The organism is Ruminococcus albus 7 = DSM 20455 (assembly GCF_000179635.2).
Lineage (GTDB): Bacteria > Bacillota > Clostridia > Oscillospirales > Ruminococcaceae > Hominimerdicola > Hominimerdicola alba.
In genome coordinates, this window is sequence record NC_014833.1 from 2,922,222 (window position 1) to 2,940,570 (window position 18,349).

The following is an 18,349-nucleotide window of genomic DNA, read 5'->3' on the forward strand; positions in this document are numbered from 1 at the left end:
CATTGCCTATACACTATTAGACCTTTGCTAACATTTAGTATATCATCTAAGTAAATTTAAGTCAACGGTATATTAAAATGTAAACGAATTCACGAAAAACAATCGTTGTTTTTGATAATTTATAATTATCCTGAATGTGCAGTATTTCCATATTATTTCATTATATTATATCCCCAGGGATCATTAATATGAAAAAGATCCGCCCATACCTGTGTATGGACGGACCTTACCCTATGGCAAAAGTTTCAGGGGTTTTGCATTTTGATTAAAATTACTCAGCTGAAAACAGCAGGTCATTTCGCGGATGAGCCGGGCCTTGCCGCACTCTCCTTTATGATAAGCTCACCGCTTATCTTTATATTAGCTCTTTCCCTGTTGGGGGAATTCAGCTTTGAAAGCAGCATATTTACTGTTTCCTCTGCCATTTTTTCCGAATCAACATTTATAGTTGTTATGGAAGGCTTTGATATTTCCGATATAAGGTAGTTGTCATATCCCACTACCGAGATATCCTCAGGCACCCTTATCCCCCTGCGCTCCAGCTGTCTTATAGTATGGAAAGCAGCTTCATCGCAATTGCATACAAATGCTGTAGGCAGTTTATCGGGAAAATCGATCTCTATAAAATCATGATCATCGCGGTCATCAAGAGTCCATTCCTTCCTTATCTCCAGACCGTTGTCTATCATGGCTTTCATATAACCCATATATCTGTCGAATATACTGCTGGTCGCCCTGACTGTACCGATATAACCTATTTCCTTATGACCAAGTCCGCAAAGGTAGGTAGTCAGTTCATATCCGCCGCCGTATCCGTCAGTTGTTACCGAATCAATGTCCATACCATGGATGTAATAATCCAAGAGCACAATATTTGGTAAGTATTTTCTGAGCTCGTTGATATATTCTTTTCTGACCTGTCCCAGAGATATTATGGATGAAACAGAATTATCCAGCACCAGCTTTGGTATCACCAGATCCTTCTCATTCTCATCGGAAAGCTGTTCGATAAGGCAGTAATATCCCTTATCGGAAAATTTCTTTACCAACGCATTATACAGCGCCCAATAGAAAGAACCGTTGGGATTCATGAATTTTTCAGGTATTATCACGCCAACAATATGGTCGTTAGGGACAGAAACCGACCGTGACGATACATAGCCCAGCTCACAAGCCACGCTCTTGATCTTTTTGCGCAGTTCATCACTGACACCTTTTTTATCGTTAAGCGCCTTTGATACAGTAACTATACTGGTATCACAAGCTTTGGCTATATCATTCAACGTTGCATTTTTAGCCATTTTGACCTCCGATTATTTATCAAAATATATTTCCGTTCTGTTATATTTTAAACTGTATCGTCTACTTTGTCAATATAATTTTTGCGATTTTTAATTTGAACACACATATTTAACACGGATTTTATTTTTATGTGATCCGCAAGTATAACACTGCGTAACACCACTCGGACTAATATTACTTTGGGAAGTAGTATTTTTAACCTGATAAAAAAGCGACAGCTTCATACGAAACTGTCGCTCATTGTTGATGTTAACGCATTCTCAGATTATTTTACAGTAACTGTGATAGCGTTCTTGATAGGATCGGTAGTATTCCACTGACCATTAACTCTTGCAGCAACAGCAACCTTGTAGGTCATGCCGGGAGTCAGGTTCTTAGGAGTAACAAAGCTGTTTGTAGTGATGCTGGAAGTCTGGATCCTCCACTTGCCTGCCAGATATACAGCTATACCGTATCTGTCAGCACCCTCTACCTTGTCCCATACGAACTGGATCTGGTGATACTGTGTGCTGTAATTAGCCCTTACATTTGTAGGATAATCGATCTTACCGGTATTATTGTTGTTATTGTTATTCTGCTCTTCCTGATTATTGTTCTCCTGATTGTTATTCTGCGAAGTCTCAGTAGAAGTCTTGCCGTTTACTACAGTTGTAGCATCCATAGTACCGCCGTAAACATCGAAATAAGATGCCAGCTTGGAGGTATCGGTATGGAGCAGATAGTTGCCGGAAGGAATGTAGCATACAGACGAATTGGTATCAAAGTTTGCATACTGGCAGTCAGTATTTACCTTTGTAGACTTGCTGGATACTACAGTACCCTGCATATCGCCCTTGCAGCCGTTCAGTACATCATTGTAGCTCTTTACTGCGCCCAGTTTAACCTGCATAGGATTCTTGCAGTTGTTGAATACATTGTACTCAGAGAAGATATAAGCGTTAGCTCTGGGATTCATGCAGTAGCTTGACTGACTTTCAAATATATTGTTGTACATATGGATATTTGCCTGACGAGCCAGAGGTCCTCTGGATTCGCACTTGTTCCAGTAGTTGTGGTGATATGTCAGGTGGAACTGGAGGTTGCTGTCAGAAGCACCTACCAGGTTAGTCTTGTGGTAGCCCTCATAGTAGCAGTAGCTGTTTGTGAAGTACAGACCACGCTTGAAGTCGCAAGCACCGTCGCCGCCTGCCTTATCAGACTCAGCAGGGTTGGAGATAGAAGGTGCATAGAACTCACAGTTATGTACCCAGCATCTCTCAACAGGTGCTGTAAGCTTGGAGCTCTCCTGAACGCCTTCCATACCTACACAGTCCTCGGGAACGTTCTTGAATGCTATGTTCTTGATCTCAAAGCTCTTACCAAAGTCAGTTGCAGCAGACTCAGCCATGAAGTGGAAGCCCCAGCCGTTAACTGTTGCATCAGGACCGATACCCTCGATAGTGATATCCTTACCTGACTTCATTCTTGCCATGTAGCCGTTATCACCTACGCTGCCGCCGAAGTCGGTGGAGTCATAAGCTGTCAGACCGGAAGGAGCCTTAACGTCACCGATTATACGGATGACCAGAGGAGTGCCGTCCTGTGCCAGCTTCTTGATGATACCTGCATTGGAGTTAGACTTTGAACCGCCGTTGGAGGTCTTTCCGCCGCCTATATCCTGACCTGCAGAGTTGAGTATATTACCGATACCTGTAACAGTAGTGCCATCCTTGGAGGTAACAGTTACCTTATCCTTGTTATCATTAGTAACATAGATCACCTTTGCGTTGGACTTCAGTGTACCCTTATCGGTGTAAGCACCTACGCCAGCTGTATAGTTATAGTGTGCATAGCCCGAACGATCCTGTGCATTTACCTGCAGACCGCTCTGAACGATAGTGCCCTTGGAAGTAGCAACAAATATAGAATAAGTACCTGCGGGAACACCGGGGATATCGATCCTCAGACCGGAAGATGTATCTCTTACCAGATAAGCAAGATCATCACCTGTCAGCTTGCCGGAAGCTGCGCCGGAATAAGATACGCCTGTTACGTCAGAATCCTTGATACCTGACATTACCAGATACAGAGCCTCGTTCCAGCCGCCTGCGCTTATAATCTTAAAACCGTTTATATTAACGTTGCTGCTGGTATTGTTGTTATTATTGTTATTATTATTGTTATTATTGTTGTTCTCATACTGAGAAGAACTGTCATTGTTCTGATTCTGGGATGAGCTGTTGCCAGGCTCAACATAAGTGCTGCCATCGGTAGAATATACCATATAGAACAGATTTGCTACATCTGCCTTAGCAAGAGTATGTGTACCTGCTGAAACATTTGTAGTGATAACACCGTTAGATGCTGTCAGCTTTGTTCCGTCCAGCTTTATAGTACCTGTGCTCTCAGCGAATACCAGTGTCAGCTTGCCTGCTGCGGGTGCCTTGAAGCTGATGCTTGTAGCGTTCTCGATCTTCAGGCACTGAGTAAGTGTCTTTCCGCCGTAGCTTACAGAGCCCTTGGAGGTAGACAGATTACCGCTGATAGAGAAGAAGCTGCTGGAGGTACCATTAGCTGTGAAGTCATGTGCATAAGCAGAAGATGACGAAGATGTATTGTTATTGCCCTGTGAGCTTGATGAAGTATCAGGCTTGGAGCTTGAAGAGGTATCAGGCTGTGAGCTGCTGCTGTTATTGTTATTATTGTTATTGTTCTGGGAAGGTGTTGTGGAATCAGAGAATCCGGAGCCTATAGCCTTGATGGAATCCTTATAGGACTTCAGTGCAGACTTCAGTTCGTTGTTGACTGCATAGCTCTCATCATCTACTGAGTTATTGAATGTCCACTTGAAGTCACCGCCCTGAACACGGCCTGCATTTGCCTTTACAGTTTCAACAGCTGCTGCAGGTGACTGAGCAGTGTAGCTGTACATAGCGCTTGAAGTATCAAAGTTATTGTATGTGCTGCCGCCCTGCTTTGCCTTTACGGAAGAAGGAACCTTCTCGGTCGCACTGCTTGCCTCATAAGCGTCAAAGTCAGTGGAGTTCTTCTGATAAGAAACATAGCCCTTGGTCTTGTCGCCGGTAACAGTATTGTTGTAAGCCTTGATGATACCGCCGTTCTCACCTGAGAATGTACCGCCTGTAGCATCATCGGAGCCCTGCTTGGATATCAGCATAGGATATTTGCAGTTACGGAAGTAGTTGTTCTCAACGAAAGCTGATGCGCCCAGTGTAACGCCTACGCCATACTTGGAGTTGCCGTCGAAGTAGTTGTTATAGATATGTACCGAGCAGGTTCTGATTCTGGGGTGACGTGAATCAGAGTGATCGTACCAGTTGTGGTGATATGTGATGTAGTTGCTGGTAGTTTCAGACTTCATACCCTGCAGGTTGCACTTTCCGGAATCCCAGAAGTGGTTGTAGGAATGAGTGATGTAGGTAGATGTCTTGGTATCCAGTGCGCCGTCGCCCTTAGCCTGGTCAGCATCGGAACCTGCATCGCCGTAGAACATATCGCAGTGGTGAACCCAAACGTGGTCATTCTTCTGCTGCAGACCAACGTTGTCGCCCTCAGAGCTGTTGCAGTTCATGAAACCGATGTTTCTGATCTCAACATTTGAGGAATTCTTAACTACGCAGCCGAAACCGTTAAAAGTAGCATCCTTGCCGACACCTTCGATGGTCAGACCGCAGGTAACGGTATCAACATACAGGTCGCCGCTGGAAAGAGTGCTTGGGTCGGTGATGTTGCCGATGAAACGGATACAAACAGGACCGCACTTGGTATTGCTCTTCAGATTTGTGATGATGTTCTGTATGCCCTTTACAGAAGTGGAAGAACCCTTTTTGTCAGGCATTGTAACTGTTACGCTGTCCTTGTTGGAGTTAGTAACATATATAACTGTCGCATTAGACTTGAGTGTACCATTGTCATTATAAGCGCCGGAAGATGAGCCGTTTACAAATGCGAAGCCCGAACGGTCATGAGCTATGGTGTTCACCTGAACACTGCCTGCCTTTGAGGTATCTTCCTTGCCACTGATGATAGGAACTATCTTCAGTGTATGGCTGCCGGCTTTAAGACCCAGTGCATCTGCACGGAAGCATGATGAATACTGACGTATCAGCATACTGTCGATCTTTGTTCCGTCAACATATACATTGTAGCCGGATGCGCCGGAAACTGCGCTCCACTCTGCATAAGCGCCCTCAGCATAGCCTGATGCCGCTGTTACTGCTACGGTAGATGTGCTTTCAGCTGTTACTACCATACCTACTGCAAAGAACGGAAGTGAACCTGTGCTGCTTACCCCTGCGCCGAAAGACGAAGCAACTGTTGCTGTTGCCACCAGGGCAGCCATTGTCTTTTTCATAACATTAGCTTTCATACTATCAACTCTCCCTTAGTATTCCTTTTTCATAATTATACACCTTTTACCGAAACAAGCTTGTTCTTGTTTAATGATTTTATTATATACCAACTTCTGATGGATTTCCATTCAAAAATCAGTACTATTTATTCAAAAAATGTATCTTTTTGGCTGATTGTTCTAAAAATACACCACACACAAGAAATAATCTTCCAAAAACTACATAAAATCATTAAACATTTTCCTGATTCACATTCAATGCTTCACCGGATCCGCTACGCCTTCAGATCCATGTGATGCTCTCCGATCAATGCTGCAGTCATTGATTTTTATATACCACTTATGTTATTTCATATTACTTAATTAAAGTATAGTCCCTAATTTCAAATATGTCAACTACCAAAATAAATGTAAACGTTTCCGAAATTTATTTTCGTACCTTTCAATGATTTAAGATGAACACAGATGTGCAATATTTACATATCCTACTTATACTTACCGTTAAGCCAAGCCCCCTCCTCCGTTCTTGGACTTATAAGTAAAATAAACGAAACGCACATATAGCTGCGATACATCTTATTCAATAAACACTCACCACCCTTATGCCCGCAACAAACAAAGACTGTTTACAATTGTGATGTATGCGAATATTTTTATATAGTGCTCATTCAAATTACGAAACTATATAAAATTTTCTGTAATCGTTCGCAGCATATAAATACGTGCCTCGTTAACACCTCCTGCTCATCAGGATGCATCATCTGCAGCAACAGACACTGTACAGAGTTATCATCTCCCGTTCAGTGCCTGCTAAGCTCTTTCAGTATCAAATAAAAAAGACCCGCGAATGCGAGTCTTTAATGATGCAGGTAAGAAGACTTGAACTTCCACGAGGTTGCCCCCACTAGCACCTGAAGCTAGCGCGTCTGCCTATTCCGCCATACCTGCATATTCTGTTTTGTTTTTGAGGTTTTTTTGTTTTGTCCCTCACAACAGTATCTATTATATCACAACGAGCAGAGAAAGTCAACCCCTTTTGAAAATTTTTATCTTAAACATTTCATGAATTATTTTTATCAGTATCATCTTAGCCGTATACGTATTTTTAGGCTTCAAAGTCACCGATGATCTTATAATAAAAGGAGCGCAAACCAATTTGCGCTCCAACATTATCGCTCTTCTTTTTAAGCAGCCATGCTTTTAATTACCGATCTCATTTTTAAGGATCTCAATGTAATTCTTGCAGCCGTTCTTGCTTTCAAGGGCACTGCGGTTCACAGTCATGCCCACACACTTACCATCTATATACGCCCAGTAGCTCTCATCATCTATAGGTACAAGAGCAAGTTCGCGCTTTGTGCCGTCTGTAAGTGTATAGCTGAATGTGCAGGTCGGCTTACCCATTTTCTCGGGTACATCATCACGGTAATCAGCGTGCTCCATTTCAGATACCGATGCAAACAGATATTCAAAATTCGCAGCCGCATCATCATTACCCAACGCTGTTACTTCAGTATCATCAAAGATGTACTTCTGTGCCTCGTGATCCATGCTCAGCTTGTGCTTTTCACCCTCGACATCTATCTCCAGCGAAGATACAGACATAAACTGTTCCCTCATCGCCTGCTTGGCTGTCAGATCATACCACTTGCCTGAAAGGAAAGCTGCATTATTTATAGATATGGAGCAGACAGCACAGCTGTCAGCATCATAGCACCAGACCTCTTCAGCGTCCTCGCTGAATTCGGGGAATTCAAGTATATATGTCTTTTCATCAGTCACCGCAGTGAAGGTGTATGCAGGCTTATCCAGCCCATACTTTGCCAGCTCGTTCTCATCCTTGGTAAAGCCTTCAAACTTACCTGCCTGAACACGCACCAGATTAGTAAGTACGGTATTCACAGTTATGGCATCAATGCTGACATCCGTTTCAGGCGCATTCATCGTCCAGATCGCATCTCCGTCAAAATTACGCTGCAGATCATAGCTTGTTTCTCCGTTATGGACGAGTGAGAACTGTATTATATCATTGTCATCACATTTAAAGATGTAAGGATCACGCAGCTTTGAGATATCACACTGCAGTTCCTTGCCCGTGTCATTATTAATACAGTATACCGTATCATCACCGGGTATCATCACATAGCAGAATTCTTCGGTCGCCGAACTGTTTCCCACAAGAAGAGTATAATCCTTGTCGTCTGTGTGACACACGATAGTCACAGGTGAATCCAGACCATACCTGCTCATATCCCCTTCTTTAAAATCGGCTTTATGGTCAGCTTTCAGCCTGCTCATAGAAGCAGCAATAACATTGAGGTAATAGCTGTAAGGGGTAAAGCTGTACTGATAATCAGTTTCTTCAATGTTCCAGTTTCCCGATTTATCAAGGGTCAAATTAAAATGACCTTCGGAGTTGGTTATATCTATGCCCTTGACGGTGTTGGAATCAAATGAAAACAGATTGAGAGCATCTTTTTCTTCCTTAACTGCCGCTTCCTCATTATCCTTTTTATGATCCACGTAGTAATATGCACCTGCGACACCTCCCAGGAGAATGACCAGAGCAGCACCGGTGGCGATCATTGATCTGCGATTCATTCTGAATACCTCCGTCTGAGATATACTGCGCCGCCGATAAGACCGACAACGACAGGTACAGCGATGAAGATGACATTTGTACCGATCGCCTTGGATCTGTTTTCTATTACCATTTCATCGACCGTCTGCTCCTTGTTTCCAATGCCGAAGTCAAGTGCCAGTTCGGAATCATACATCCAGGAGAATACAGATAACTGAAGGTTTACAAGAACTGTCGAATAAGCCTGATCGATATTATCATCATCCATAAAATCGGCAGTACCGATAACCATGACCTTTGAATCTGCACGAGCCTTATCAGTTGAATACATCGCAAGATCCAGAACACTGTTTGCCAGAGTTTCACGAGGTTTAGCGCCTCCGTAAGGTCTGCCGATAGCAGTAGAAGAACCGTCGCCTATCTTGTCTGTCGTCTGGAGAAGTGAACCGTTAAATACGTGATCACTGTTTGTACCCTGATTATAGATCGATACAAAACTTCTTGAATTTATCATAGTAGGGATCGCACCACCCTTATCTACTATGTCCCTGAGCTCACTTGTAATATCGATATCGGTGGTTTCATCTGCAACTACCAAGCTGCACATGAAAATCGTGTGATCATTCGGAACATACAGACTGGGGTCGGTCTCTTCAACAACGTCATAGTCCATGCCGATGTTGTATTCCTTCAAAAGTTTCTCAATGTTGACATAATCAAGTTCAGCATCGTTTGGCGACATCCAGAAGCAGATGTTTCCGCCTCTGTCAAGATAATCGTTCAGAGTTTTCAGCTCATTGTCCGAAATATCGTTCTTGGGAGCTGCCAAAATAACTATAGCGGCATCCTCGGGAACGGAATCCTTGCTGATCAGATCAAGATTTTCGGCAATATAGTTATGTGCCGCAAGATTAGTTTTCAGCTTGGTGTAATCGGTATCGACAGACTTTTCACCGTGACCGGTCAGGAAATAGATCTTTGTCTCTCTGCCTGTAACAACAGCATCTATCGCACCTGTGATTATGTTCTCACCTGTAAAGTAAAAAGAGCTTCTTGATTGCTTGCCATCGCTGCTTGGAGTGTTGATAGTATTGAACATCGTATATCTTGGGATACGCTTGCTTCTGCCCTCACACTCAACAACTATATCACCCGAAGATAGTTCAAAACCGAGTTTCTTGAGTTCCTTGGTCTTTTCAGGTTCGCTGTCAGGCTCGAAAGCTTCAAAATTGATGCAGTCGTAGCTGGAATACTCTTTCATAGCGTTGTAAAGCGGCATTAACTCTCTTACAGTTGAAAGTTCATCCATATCCTGCAGGAAGTAGAAATTGACTTTCTTGTCAACTGAATCAAGATAATCCGTGGTGGTATCAGTGAGCTTGTAAATGCCTGTGGGTGTCAGATCCCATGTGATATCCAGACGCGATACCATCAGATTTATCATTACGACTATCGCCAGCGAGATCGCTGCGAAAATAAGCGCAACGGCGGTAAAGCCGAAAGACTTTTTCCGTTTATTGGTTTCTTTCTGTGCCATGTATCATTCCCTCCAATCAGTTATGGCTGCGGCGGCGATTTTCTATGTGAAGTATTATCCAGAAAAGCACCATAACAGTAAGGCTCAGGAAGAATATAAGATCTTCCAGACGGAACAGACCCTGTGCGAAGAACAGAAAACGTCGCTGCATAGAGAACCATGTAATAACAGAATTCATTTTGGGATTGCTCTCTATCCACTTAGTTGCCGCCAGCTGATCGAGAGCCAGGAAACCTTCCATAACTATCTCACCGATAATCGCTGCGATGATCGCATTACTCTGCATAGAGCTGAGCAGCATACCAATGGCAATGCATACAAGTCCCCACAGGAAGAAGCTGGCATAGCTGCATATCAGTGAAGACCATATTACCGTTCCGTGGAACGATACATAGATCGGGAAGAAAAGGGAAAGCACCAGCATGAATGCAAATACAGTCACGATAGAAAAAAACTTCGCCAGCACGATCTGTGTTATAGTCAGCGGGCTGGTAAGCAGCTGCACTTCCGTACCTCCGCGGCGCTCATCAGCAAATGAACGCATGGTCAGAAGCGGTATGATAAACATAAAATAGAAGAAATAGTTATAGAACATATCAGGGAAGGAGAACTGGTACACACTGGTCTTCATATTTGCTATACCGATAACGAAAAAGATACCGAAGATCAGCATGAACAGCGCCGACAGCACATACGCGAACGGTGAGTAAAAGAAAGACTGGATCTCCTTTTTATATAAAGAAAACATTTTGCACACCCCTTTTACTTATTATCAGACTTGGAACGTTTGCTCTTTTTGCGTGTGAGGTCAAGGAACACCTTCTCGAGATCGGGTTTGTCTATAGACATCTCAACTACGTTTATACCGTTTTCGATCAGAGCAGACATGATAGACTGTCGCGCCTTCTCATCCTCAAGTATGATCTTGAAAACAGAGGTATTATTATCGATCTCTATAACATCCTGTACCTCTCTTATACCGCTGATGCCGTCAAGAACAAAAGCAGCTGCAAGCTGTTCGCCTTCGATAGTCAGATTGAGGACCGGCGAGCCCGTAGCCCTGCGTTCAAGGTTCTCAATGGTATCCACAGCACATAGTTCACCCTTATTGATGATAACTACACGGTTGCAGACAGCGCTGATCTCACCGAGGATATGTGATGACAGAATAACGGAGTGATCCTTGCCGAGATCACGAATGATATTTCTGAACTCAGCTACCTGTGTCGGGTCAAGACCTACAGTAGGCTCATCAAGTATGAGCAGTTTAGGATCACCGATCATCGCCTGAGCAAGACCCGCACGCTGTTTATAACCTTTTGAAAGGTTAGCTATCAGACGACGGCGCATATCAGTAAGCTCCAGGCGCTTCATTACCTTCTCGACTTCCTTTTTGACGTTACCTCCGCGTATTCCCTTGATACCTGCACAGTAGCGCAGATACTCCTCAAGACGCATATCGGGATACAGCGGGGGTATCTCGGGAAGATAGCCGATGCACTTTTTGGCAGCTCTCGCATCCTCCTTTATATCATGTCCGCAGACGGTCACTGTGCCCTCTGAGGATGGCAGATAGCCGGCGATGATATTCATTGTAGTGGATTTGCCCGCACCGTTTGGTCCGAGAAATCCAAGGATCTCATTATCCCTGATCTCAAAGCTCAGATCATTTATAGCAGTGACGTGACCGTAGTGCTTTGTCAGGTTCTTAACTTCAACCATTGAAAGGCTCCTTTCATCTCATAATAATTGTAGATCAATATGTCCGGATCAGTAATGTCCGCTGTACACCTTTCAACACGGACACACGTTATTTTGTATTATCCTATATAAAAGTGAACTAGGAATGTATAAAATATGCACATTTCAATAATACTTAGTAAGAATAAATAAACCGGAGCCGTAAGGGCAAAAAAAAGTATGAAGAGTGCAGTTTCTCTGAACGTTTTGTCAATTGTTTTTTATAATTAGAAAAGTAAGGGTTCTGAAACTTGTTATTAACTTTATTTTCATATTCATTGAAAATTGTTAGATATAGTAGCTAATTAATAAACAGCATAGGTAGGCAAAGCGCTGAAATTTGTTCTATAAACGATTAAGTACCCGAAAATGCTTGAAAAATCAAGATAATAGATAAAATAGACAAATAACGTTTATTTTAGGTAGGCAAACCGCTGAAAATATAGTCTTCAAACGATTAAGTGATTCAAAAAGCTTGAAAAATAAAAAAAATAGTGTATAATAATTTGTGTAAACAGTGATATATTTGTGTGGCTTTTGTGCACTCATAAAATACACAGGTGTATTCGTCTTTTATAAGGAAGCAGAAAGCCTTACGGATGCCGATATCTCTGTTACGTTGAAAGCGCAGGCAACGCCTGCAACAACAAATGGCAGTTTACTGCCGTGTCTACTTTAACGAGAGGGGAATATTTAATGCTTTCCAAGAAAATCAAAGCTGGAGTTGCTAGTATCCTCACAGTAGCTATGACAACAAATGTTATCGCAGCAACTGTAGTTCCTGCAGCAGCAGCAAGCCAGAGGACCAAAGCAAACAAGTATGGCGATTCGACATACGCACAGCGCTTCATGTCCATGTATGATGATGTCATCACAAACGGACAGGCAAATGGTTATCTGTCTAAGAACAATGATGGTGGTTCCGGTTCTTTCGGTGTACCTTATCACTCAAGAGAGGAACTGATCATCGAGGCTCCTGACTACGGTCACGAGACTACTTCCGAGGCTATGTCCTACCTGGTATGGGTAGCAGCAATGCACGACAACATCGTTAAGAATTCCGGCGAGAAGTTCTCCGGCGCTTCTGCTAACGATCTGCAGAAGGCATGGAAGACAATGGAAGTTATGATCCCTGATGTACAGGATAACTTCTGGCAGTCCTCCAGCGTAAGCGCTCAGTACTGCGGTGAGTATGATACTCCCGATCAGTGCCCCAACGCTTGGGCAGGTGAGGCTAGCAAGACTGCTGAGAACCCCATCTTCAACAAGTTCACAAGCGTATATAGCGGTAAGAACAACCAGGGCGGTCTGTATCTGATGCACTGGCTGGCTGACGTTGACAACTGGTATGGCTTCGGTGAGGGCAGTGAGTTCACCTTCATCAACACCTTCCAGCGTGGTGAGCAGGAGTCCTGCTGGGAAACAGTTCCTTTCCCCTGCGTTGAGGAGAAGAAGTATGGTAACAGCCAGCAGGGTCTGAAGGGTATCTTCAACCGTGACTCTACTGTTACAAATCAGTGGGCTTACACCAACGCACCTGACGCTGAAGATCGTGCAATCCAGGGTGTATATGATGCGATCCAGTGGAAAGTTTCCAACAGCACTATAAACGCTAAGGCAGCTGAGATGGGTGACGAACTCCGTAACAATATGTACGATAAGTACTATCAGGAGATCTCTACCAACACTACTTGGTCCAACGGTAATGCAGGTGACAACTCCAAGCACTACCTGATGAACTGGTATACTTCTTGGGGCGGAGCTCTCAAGGGTTCAGGTCAGAACTGGTGCTGGCAGATCGGCTGCTCACACGCTCATGAGTTCTATCAGAACCCGCTGGCAGCTTATGCTCTGCTGACAGATCTGTCCTCCGGCATGAAGGCTGACGGTGCTAAGGCAGATTACAAGAAGTCTCTGGAAAGACAGCTTGAATTCTATCTGTGGCTGCAGTCCTCTAACGGTCCTATCGCTGGTGGTGCTACCAACTCTTATAAGGGTCGTTACGAGACATATCCTTCCGGCGTTCCTACCTTCTATGGTATGATGTACGTTGAGCATCCTGTATATGCTGACCCCGGTTCCAACCACTGGACTGGTAACCAGGTATGGGCAGTACAGAGACTTGCTGAGCTGTATTACTGGGTTAAGAAGAATGGCGATAACACCGGCGTTAGACCCGGCGGAATGTCCATGGAAGCTGCTCTGGAGCAGATCCTTGACAAGTGGTGCGCATGGTTCGTTAACAACACCATCCTCACTTCTGACGGCGACTTCTATATGCCTTCCACCCTCGATTGGAACGGTAAGCCTGACAGCTGGAACGGCAAGGCTACTTCCAACAGCGGCCTGAGCTGCAAGATCACCGGCTATGGCAATTCTGACCTCGGCTGCATCTCTTCTCTGGCTAACACACTGACATACTACGCTAAGGCAAAGGGCGTTAAGGCTACCGACATCAAAGGTCTGACTGCTGCTTCTGTTGGTGGTTCATTCAACTTCAATATCGAAGGCGCTTCCAATGCTAAGGCTGGTTCTAAGACTTACAGTGCTAACGATTCTGCTCTGCCTAAGGCTTCACTGTTCCTGGCTAAGGAGCTTATCGATCGTTCTTGGACTCTGGGCCGTGACAACTACGGTATGTCCAGAACCGAGCACAATGGTTCTTTGGCTCGTTTCTTCAGCCAGACCGTATATATCCCTGAGAGCTACAACGGCACAATGCCTAACGGCGATGCTCTGAAGAATGGTGCTACATTCGAGTCCATCCGTACTATGTACACCGGCAAGTGCGCAGGTACTCAGACTTCTAATGAAACTGTAGCTCTTGTTGAGAAGCTCAGAGCTGCTTATAAGAAGGACGTTGCTAACGGTGCTAAGTGGACAAGCAAGTACTCCGCTTCTGACGCTGAAGGTCAGGCAGAGCTTGCTAAGTTCAAGAACGTTGGTAATGTTGACCTCAACTACCACAGATTCTGGCACGCAGGTGATGATCTGATGGCTATGGGTGTAATGGCTACTCTGTATCCTGATATGGGCAATCCTATTCCTTATCCTACAAACGTTAAGGCTAACTACAGCACTCAGTATCACCAGATCCAGTTCGTATGGGACAAGGTAGAGGGCGCTGACAAGTACGGCATCGCTGTATACCTGGCTGGTAAGTGGAGAGTTCAGACAACTAACATCACTACCAACAGCTATGTAACTCCTAAGAACCTGACTCCCGGCATGACCTACAAGGTTGCTGTTGCTGCAAGAGTTAATGGTCAGTGGAATACAACTGATCCTATCAAGAATGCTATAACTGTTACAGTTAAGTAATTCGTAAGATCAAGTAGTAATACATAAGCTTACAACAAAGGGTGTTTCTCTTAAATGAGAAACACCCTTTTTATTATGTTATATTCAACACGATGTATTCTTTACAAAGCATTTAAAAACCGGCATTCCGAATATCACGGAATGCCGGTCACTGTTTATTCTGTATATACGGAAGCAGCGCTTATCATCACTCGTTTTCAGTTCCTGCAGTTATGACCTTCATAAAGCCCCTCTTCTTGCTGAGAGCTGATATAATTACCACACCCAGCATACTCACGCAAATAAATTCTCCAACAGATACCGTTAAAACACTTTGCCAGAAAGGAAGTCTGTTTATAAAGTGCAGCTCTGCTCCGACTACAAATCCGTTTATCACTACCGGAAAAAGTGATACAACAAACAGGTTCAGCTTATCCCTGAAAAAATATATAAGCAGCGCCGCTGCCAGTGTAGCCGCAGTACCAAATCCAACATCCGAAAATCCCAGCGGACTATTCAGATTAGTGATGAAACAGCCGATCGTAAGGGAGAAAATATAATCCTTATTGAAAAAGCACAAAAGCATCAGCATCTCCGAAAATCTAAGCTGTATCTGGTCGAATGCCAACGGAGCGCACACAACGTTCAGCAATGCGTAAATCGCTGCCATAACACCGATGTTCATTATCCTTCTGGAATTTAAAAGCTCCACCGTCAGCCCCCCGTTTCAGAAACTTTTACTTAAAAAAGCCGCCTGCTGCATCCAAGCAGCAGGCTGACCGATGATATACTTGAAATTAAGCCTTGCCAACAGAACCGAACAGTTCCATCTTCTCCTTGACCTTAGCCTTGATAGCCTCAAAGCCGGGAGCCAGCAGCTTTCTGGGATCGAAGCCCTTGCCCTGCTTGTCCTTGCCAGCCTCAATGTAGCCTCTTGTAGCGTCAGCAAATACCAGCTGGCACTCAGTGTTAACATTGATCTTAGCAACGCCGAGAGAGATAGCCTTGGTGATCATATCATCAGGGATACCTGTACCGCCGTGGAGTACCAGAGGCATATCGCCAACAGTCTTGTTGATAGCCTCGAGAGTCTCAAAGCTCAGACCCTCCCAGTTGTCAGGATATACACCGTGGATGTTACCGATACCTGCAGCCAGGAAGTCAACACCCAGATCAGCGATCTGCTTGCACTCTGCGGGATCTGCGCACTCGCCCTTGCCGATAACGCCGTCCTCTTCACCGCCGATAGCGCCTACCTCAGCCTCGATTGAAAGGCCAAGACCGTGAGCAACGTTTACAAGCTCAGTAGTCTTAGCAACGTTCTCGTCGATAGGGAAATGAGAACCGTCGAACATTATAGAAGTGAAGCCTGCCTTGATGCACTTGTAGCAGCCCTCATAAGAACCGTGATCGAGGTGGAGAGCAACGGGAACAGTGATACCCAGAGACTTATCCATAGCAGCTACCATAGCAGCTACTGTCTCGAAACCGCACATATACTTACCTGCGCCTTCGGATACACCGAGGATAACAGGCGAATTCAGCTCCTGAGCAGTCAGCAGGATAGCCTTTGTCCACTCAAGGTTATTGATGTTGAACTGACCTACTGCGTACTTACCTGCGCGAGCCTTATCAAGCATTTCTTTAGCATTAACTAACATTATAAACTACCTCCAAAAAAATTATTTATGGATTTTTTGCCATATCTATTATACATCATATCAACATGGATTTCAAGTGTATTTCCCTGATTTAACATTCTGTCTACATTTTCTTAACACGGTTAGTCATAACTGACTATCATACCGTTCTGATATCACAGAGCGTTCCAGTATACAAAGAATATCAGCACACAGCCCCAGGCATTTCCTGTTTCTTTTCTGACTATCAGCATACCGTAAATCAGTATCAGCGTGCACACCATTTCAAGAAAAGCATCAGATGTAACACCTACCACACCGTGGACCAATATGCACATTACAGCACAGACAAATGCACCAACATCCCAGAATCTGTATTTAGATGGTGAAAGCTCGCTTATCTTGTCGCGTATCACCACATAGTTAAAGCCTTCAAAAAATCCCCAGAACAGTGCTGTTATCAACAATCCACTCACTTTGACAGGCAGGCTTTCTTCCAAAAGCTGCGGTGTCATGGACATATCGTAAAACGGGAACCATGGATGAACGTGCCCTCTTGCCAGCTGATAGATGAAGTCGGGCACACAGCAAGCCAGACTCAACAGCAGTGCAGGCAGGAGATTTTTGGTGTTCAGCCCGAATTTTGTGAACTTCTCACGCCTTATGATACAGACTATCGTTATGCCAAGCCCCGCTATTGCAAACTGACCGCAAAGCGCTGTAACACACAGCCTTTTCATCAGCGGTATGCTGGGGTCATATGAATATGCATTTATCTTGCCTGCAAAAAGCAAGACCACAAAACTCACCAATCCGATAATGATGAGATCTGCGATCAGCTGTCTTTTTCTAGCCCTGTCGGGCTTTTTTATCGTTGTCTCCATTTTTTATCATGGTTATCCCTTTAACACACCACAGATAATTTACAATGCTGTCCAAATAAACAGACCTCAAAACTCAGAAAATATAGTATAATAGTGACAGAAACCGAAGGGAGCTGTCGCTATGTCAAAAAGATTTCCGAAACCTGAGATCACACTTGATGGGATATACTCAAAGTTCGCAGATGAAAGCTTTTGCAAGGATTTTCTGCTTGATATCCGCTTTGAAAAGGGTTTTGCCTGCCCGTTTTGCGGTGGCTCTGAGTACCGCAGGATAAGGTCACGCCATCTGCTGCGATGCAAGTTCTGTAAAGCAGATATATCCGCCACAAACGGAACTTTTATGCACAGAACACATATTCCGCTCAGACTGTGGATAGTCACCGCATTCCTCATTATGAGCAACAAATGCAGCGTTTCTGCTGTTACGCTGATGAGGTCTTTGGGGGTGACCTACAAGACTGCATGGTACATCCTTCATCGCATCAGAAAAGCTATGAAATGCCGTGAAGAACGCTATTTGCTTGACGGGATCGTTGAACTTGATGACACGTATCTCGGTGCTCCGACTCACGGTAAAAAGCGTGGCAGAGGAACTGAAAAAGTCAAGATGATAGTAGCTTTGTCAAAGAACGCAGCAGGAAATCCCGAGTACGTTAAAATGAGCGATGTGCCGAATTTAAAGGGTATAACTGTTGGTAGATTTGCCAGGGATAATATCCGCGCAGGCTCGAAGATCGAGAGTGATAATGCTCGAAGTTACAAGAAACCGTTGGCACAGAAATACTTCCATGTTTTTGAAACATATGATCCGACAAGCGGTCAGCTGAACTGGATGCATAAAGTTATATCAAACTTCAAAGCAATGATCATGGGAACTTACCACGGAAACGAAAAGATCCACACAGCGTTATATGCTGCCGAATACTGCTACAAATTCAACCGTCGTAAGCTGGGAAACAGTGCGTATTTAAGGCTTTTGGCTGCTTTGGTGCAGTGATCTTACTTGTGGTGTGT

General features: G+C 44.2%; 11 protein-coding genes and 1 tRNA gene. 2 read left to right on the forward strand and 10 right to left on the reverse strand.

What is annotated here, in order from left to right; all coding sequences use genetic code 11:
• Positions 1-293: 293 nt before the first annotated feature.
• The 7 genes from RUMAL_RS13205 to RUMAL_RS13240 all read right to left on the reverse strand — a co-directional run bounded on the left by RUMAL_RS13205 (position 294) and on the right by RUMAL_RS13240 (position 11,493).
• Positions 294-1,301, reverse strand: a complete 1,008-nt coding sequence (locus RUMAL_RS13205; protein WP_013499203.1) for a substrate-binding domain-containing protein — start codon at positions 1,299-1,301, stop codon at positions 294-296.
• A 266-nt stretch (positions 1,302-1,567) separates the two neighbouring features.
• Complete coding sequence (locus tag RUMAL_RS22535) at positions 1,568-5,671, reverse strand: pectate lyase family protein (protein WP_013499204.1); 4,104 nt, start codon at positions 5,669-5,671, stop codon at positions 1,568-1,570.
• 846 nt (positions 5,672-6,517) lie between these two features.
• Positions 6,518-6,601, reverse strand: a tRNA-Leu gene (locus RUMAL_RS13220).
• A 252-nt stretch (positions 6,602-6,853) separates the two neighbouring features.
• Positions 6,854-8,254 carry a DUF4340 domain-containing protein gene (locus tag RUMAL_RS13225; RefSeq protein WP_013499205.1) on the reverse strand — a complete coding sequence of 467 codons (1,401 nt, stop codon included), beginning with the start codon at positions 8,252-8,254 and terminating at the stop codon, positions 6,854-6,856.
• Positions 8,251-9,771, reverse strand: a complete 1,521-nt coding sequence (locus RUMAL_RS13230) for a GldG family protein (protein WP_013499206.1) — start codon at positions 9,769-9,771, stop codon at positions 8,251-8,253. The genes RUMAL_RS13225 and RUMAL_RS13230 overlap by 4 nt, the downstream gene beginning before the upstream one ends.
• Positions 9,772-9,787: 16 nt before the next feature.
• Positions 9,788-10,519, reverse strand: coding sequence for an ABC transporter permease (locus tag RUMAL_RS13235; RefSeq protein ID WP_013499207.1), 732 nt, complete (start codon positions 10,517-10,519; stop codon positions 9,788-9,790).
• A 14-nt stretch (positions 10,520-10,533) separates the two neighbouring features.
• Positions 10,534-11,493, reverse strand: a complete 960-nt coding sequence (locus RUMAL_RS13240; RefSeq protein ID WP_013499208.1) for an ABC transporter ATP-binding protein — start codon at positions 11,491-11,493, stop codon at positions 10,534-10,536.
• A 714-nt stretch (positions 11,494-12,207) separates the two neighbouring features.
• Between RUMAL_RS13240 and RUMAL_RS13245 the strand changes: the two genes are divergently transcribed.
• Positions 12,208-14,832 carry a glycoside hydrolase family 48 protein gene (locus tag RUMAL_RS13245; protein WP_013499209.1) on the forward strand — a complete coding sequence of 875 codons (2,625 nt, stop codon included), beginning with the start codon at positions 12,208-12,210 and terminating at the stop codon, positions 14,830-14,832.
• A 187-nt stretch (positions 14,833-15,019) separates the two neighbouring features.
• Here RUMAL_RS13245 and RUMAL_RS13250 read toward each other — a convergent pair whose 3' ends face one another.
• The 3 genes from RUMAL_RS13250 to RUMAL_RS13260 form a co-directional block, all read right to left on the reverse strand.
• On the reverse strand, positions 15,020-15,523 hold the full coding sequence (locus tag RUMAL_RS13250; RefSeq protein ID WP_013499210.1) for a QueT transporter family protein: 504 nt from the start codon (positions 15,521-15,523) through the stop codon (positions 15,020-15,022).
• An 85-nt stretch (positions 15,524-15,608) separates the two neighbouring features.
• Positions 15,609-16,472: a class II fructose-1,6-bisphosphate aldolase gene (gene fba, locus RUMAL_RS13255; RefSeq protein WP_013499211.1), complete on the reverse strand. Its 864-nt coding sequence runs from the start codon at positions 16,470-16,472 to the stop codon at positions 15,609-15,611.
• Positions 16,473-16,627: 155 nt separating this feature from the next.
• Complete coding sequence (locus tag RUMAL_RS13260) at positions 16,628-17,335, reverse strand: hypothetical protein (protein ID WP_013499212.1); 708 nt, start codon at positions 17,333-17,335, stop codon at positions 16,628-16,630.
• A gap of 121 nt (positions 17,336-17,456) precedes the next feature.
• On the opposite strand from RUMAL_RS13260, the gene RUMAL_RS13265 reads away from it, so the two are divergent.
• On the forward strand, positions 17,457-18,332 hold the full coding sequence (locus RUMAL_RS13265) for an IS1595 family transposase (RefSeq protein ID WP_013483548.1): 876 nt from the start codon (positions 17,457-17,459) through the stop codon (positions 18,330-18,332).
• The last annotated feature ends 17 nt before the right edge of the window (positions 18,333-18,349 follow it).

Bases quoted from the DNA above. Each gene is read 5' to 3' on its own strand.
- RUMAL_RS13205 (WP_013499203.1), bottom strand. From the start codon at position 1,301: ATGGCTAAAAATGCAACGTTGAATGATATAGCCAAAGCTTGTGATACC.
- RUMAL_RS22535 (WP_013499204.1), bottom strand. From the start codon at position 5,671: ATGAAAGCTAATGTTATGAAAAAGACAATGGCTGCCCTGGTGGCAACA.
- RUMAL_RS13225 (WP_013499205.1), bottom strand. From the start codon at position 8,254: ATGAATCGCAGATCAATGATCGCCACCGGTGCTGCTCTGGTCATTCTC.
- RUMAL_RS13230 (WP_013499206.1), bottom strand. From the start codon at position 9,771: ATGGCACAGAAAGAAACCAATAAACGGAAAAAGTCTTTCGGCTTTACC.
- RUMAL_RS13235 (WP_013499207.1), bottom strand. From the start codon at position 10,519: ATGTTTTCTTTATATAAAAAGGAGATCCAGTCTTTCTTTTACTCACCG.
- RUMAL_RS13240 (WP_013499208.1), bottom strand. From the start codon at position 11,493: ATGGTTGAAGTTAAGAACCTGACAAAGCACTACGGTCACGTCACTGCT.
- RUMAL_RS13245 (WP_013499209.1), top strand. From the start codon at position 12,208: ATGCTTTCCAAGAAAATCAAAGCTGGAGTTGCTAGTATCCTCACAGTA.
- fba (WP_013499211.1), bottom strand. From the start codon at position 16,472: ATGTTAGTTAATGCTAAAGAAATGCTTGATAAGGCTCGCGCAGGTAAG.
- RUMAL_RS13260 (WP_013499212.1), bottom strand. From the start codon at position 17,335: ATGGAGACAACGATAAAAAAGCCCGACAGGGCTAGAAAAAGACAGCTG.
- RUMAL_RS13265 (WP_013483548.1), top strand. From the start codon at position 17,457: ATGTCAAAAAGATTTCCGAAACCTGAGATCACACTTGATGGGATATAC.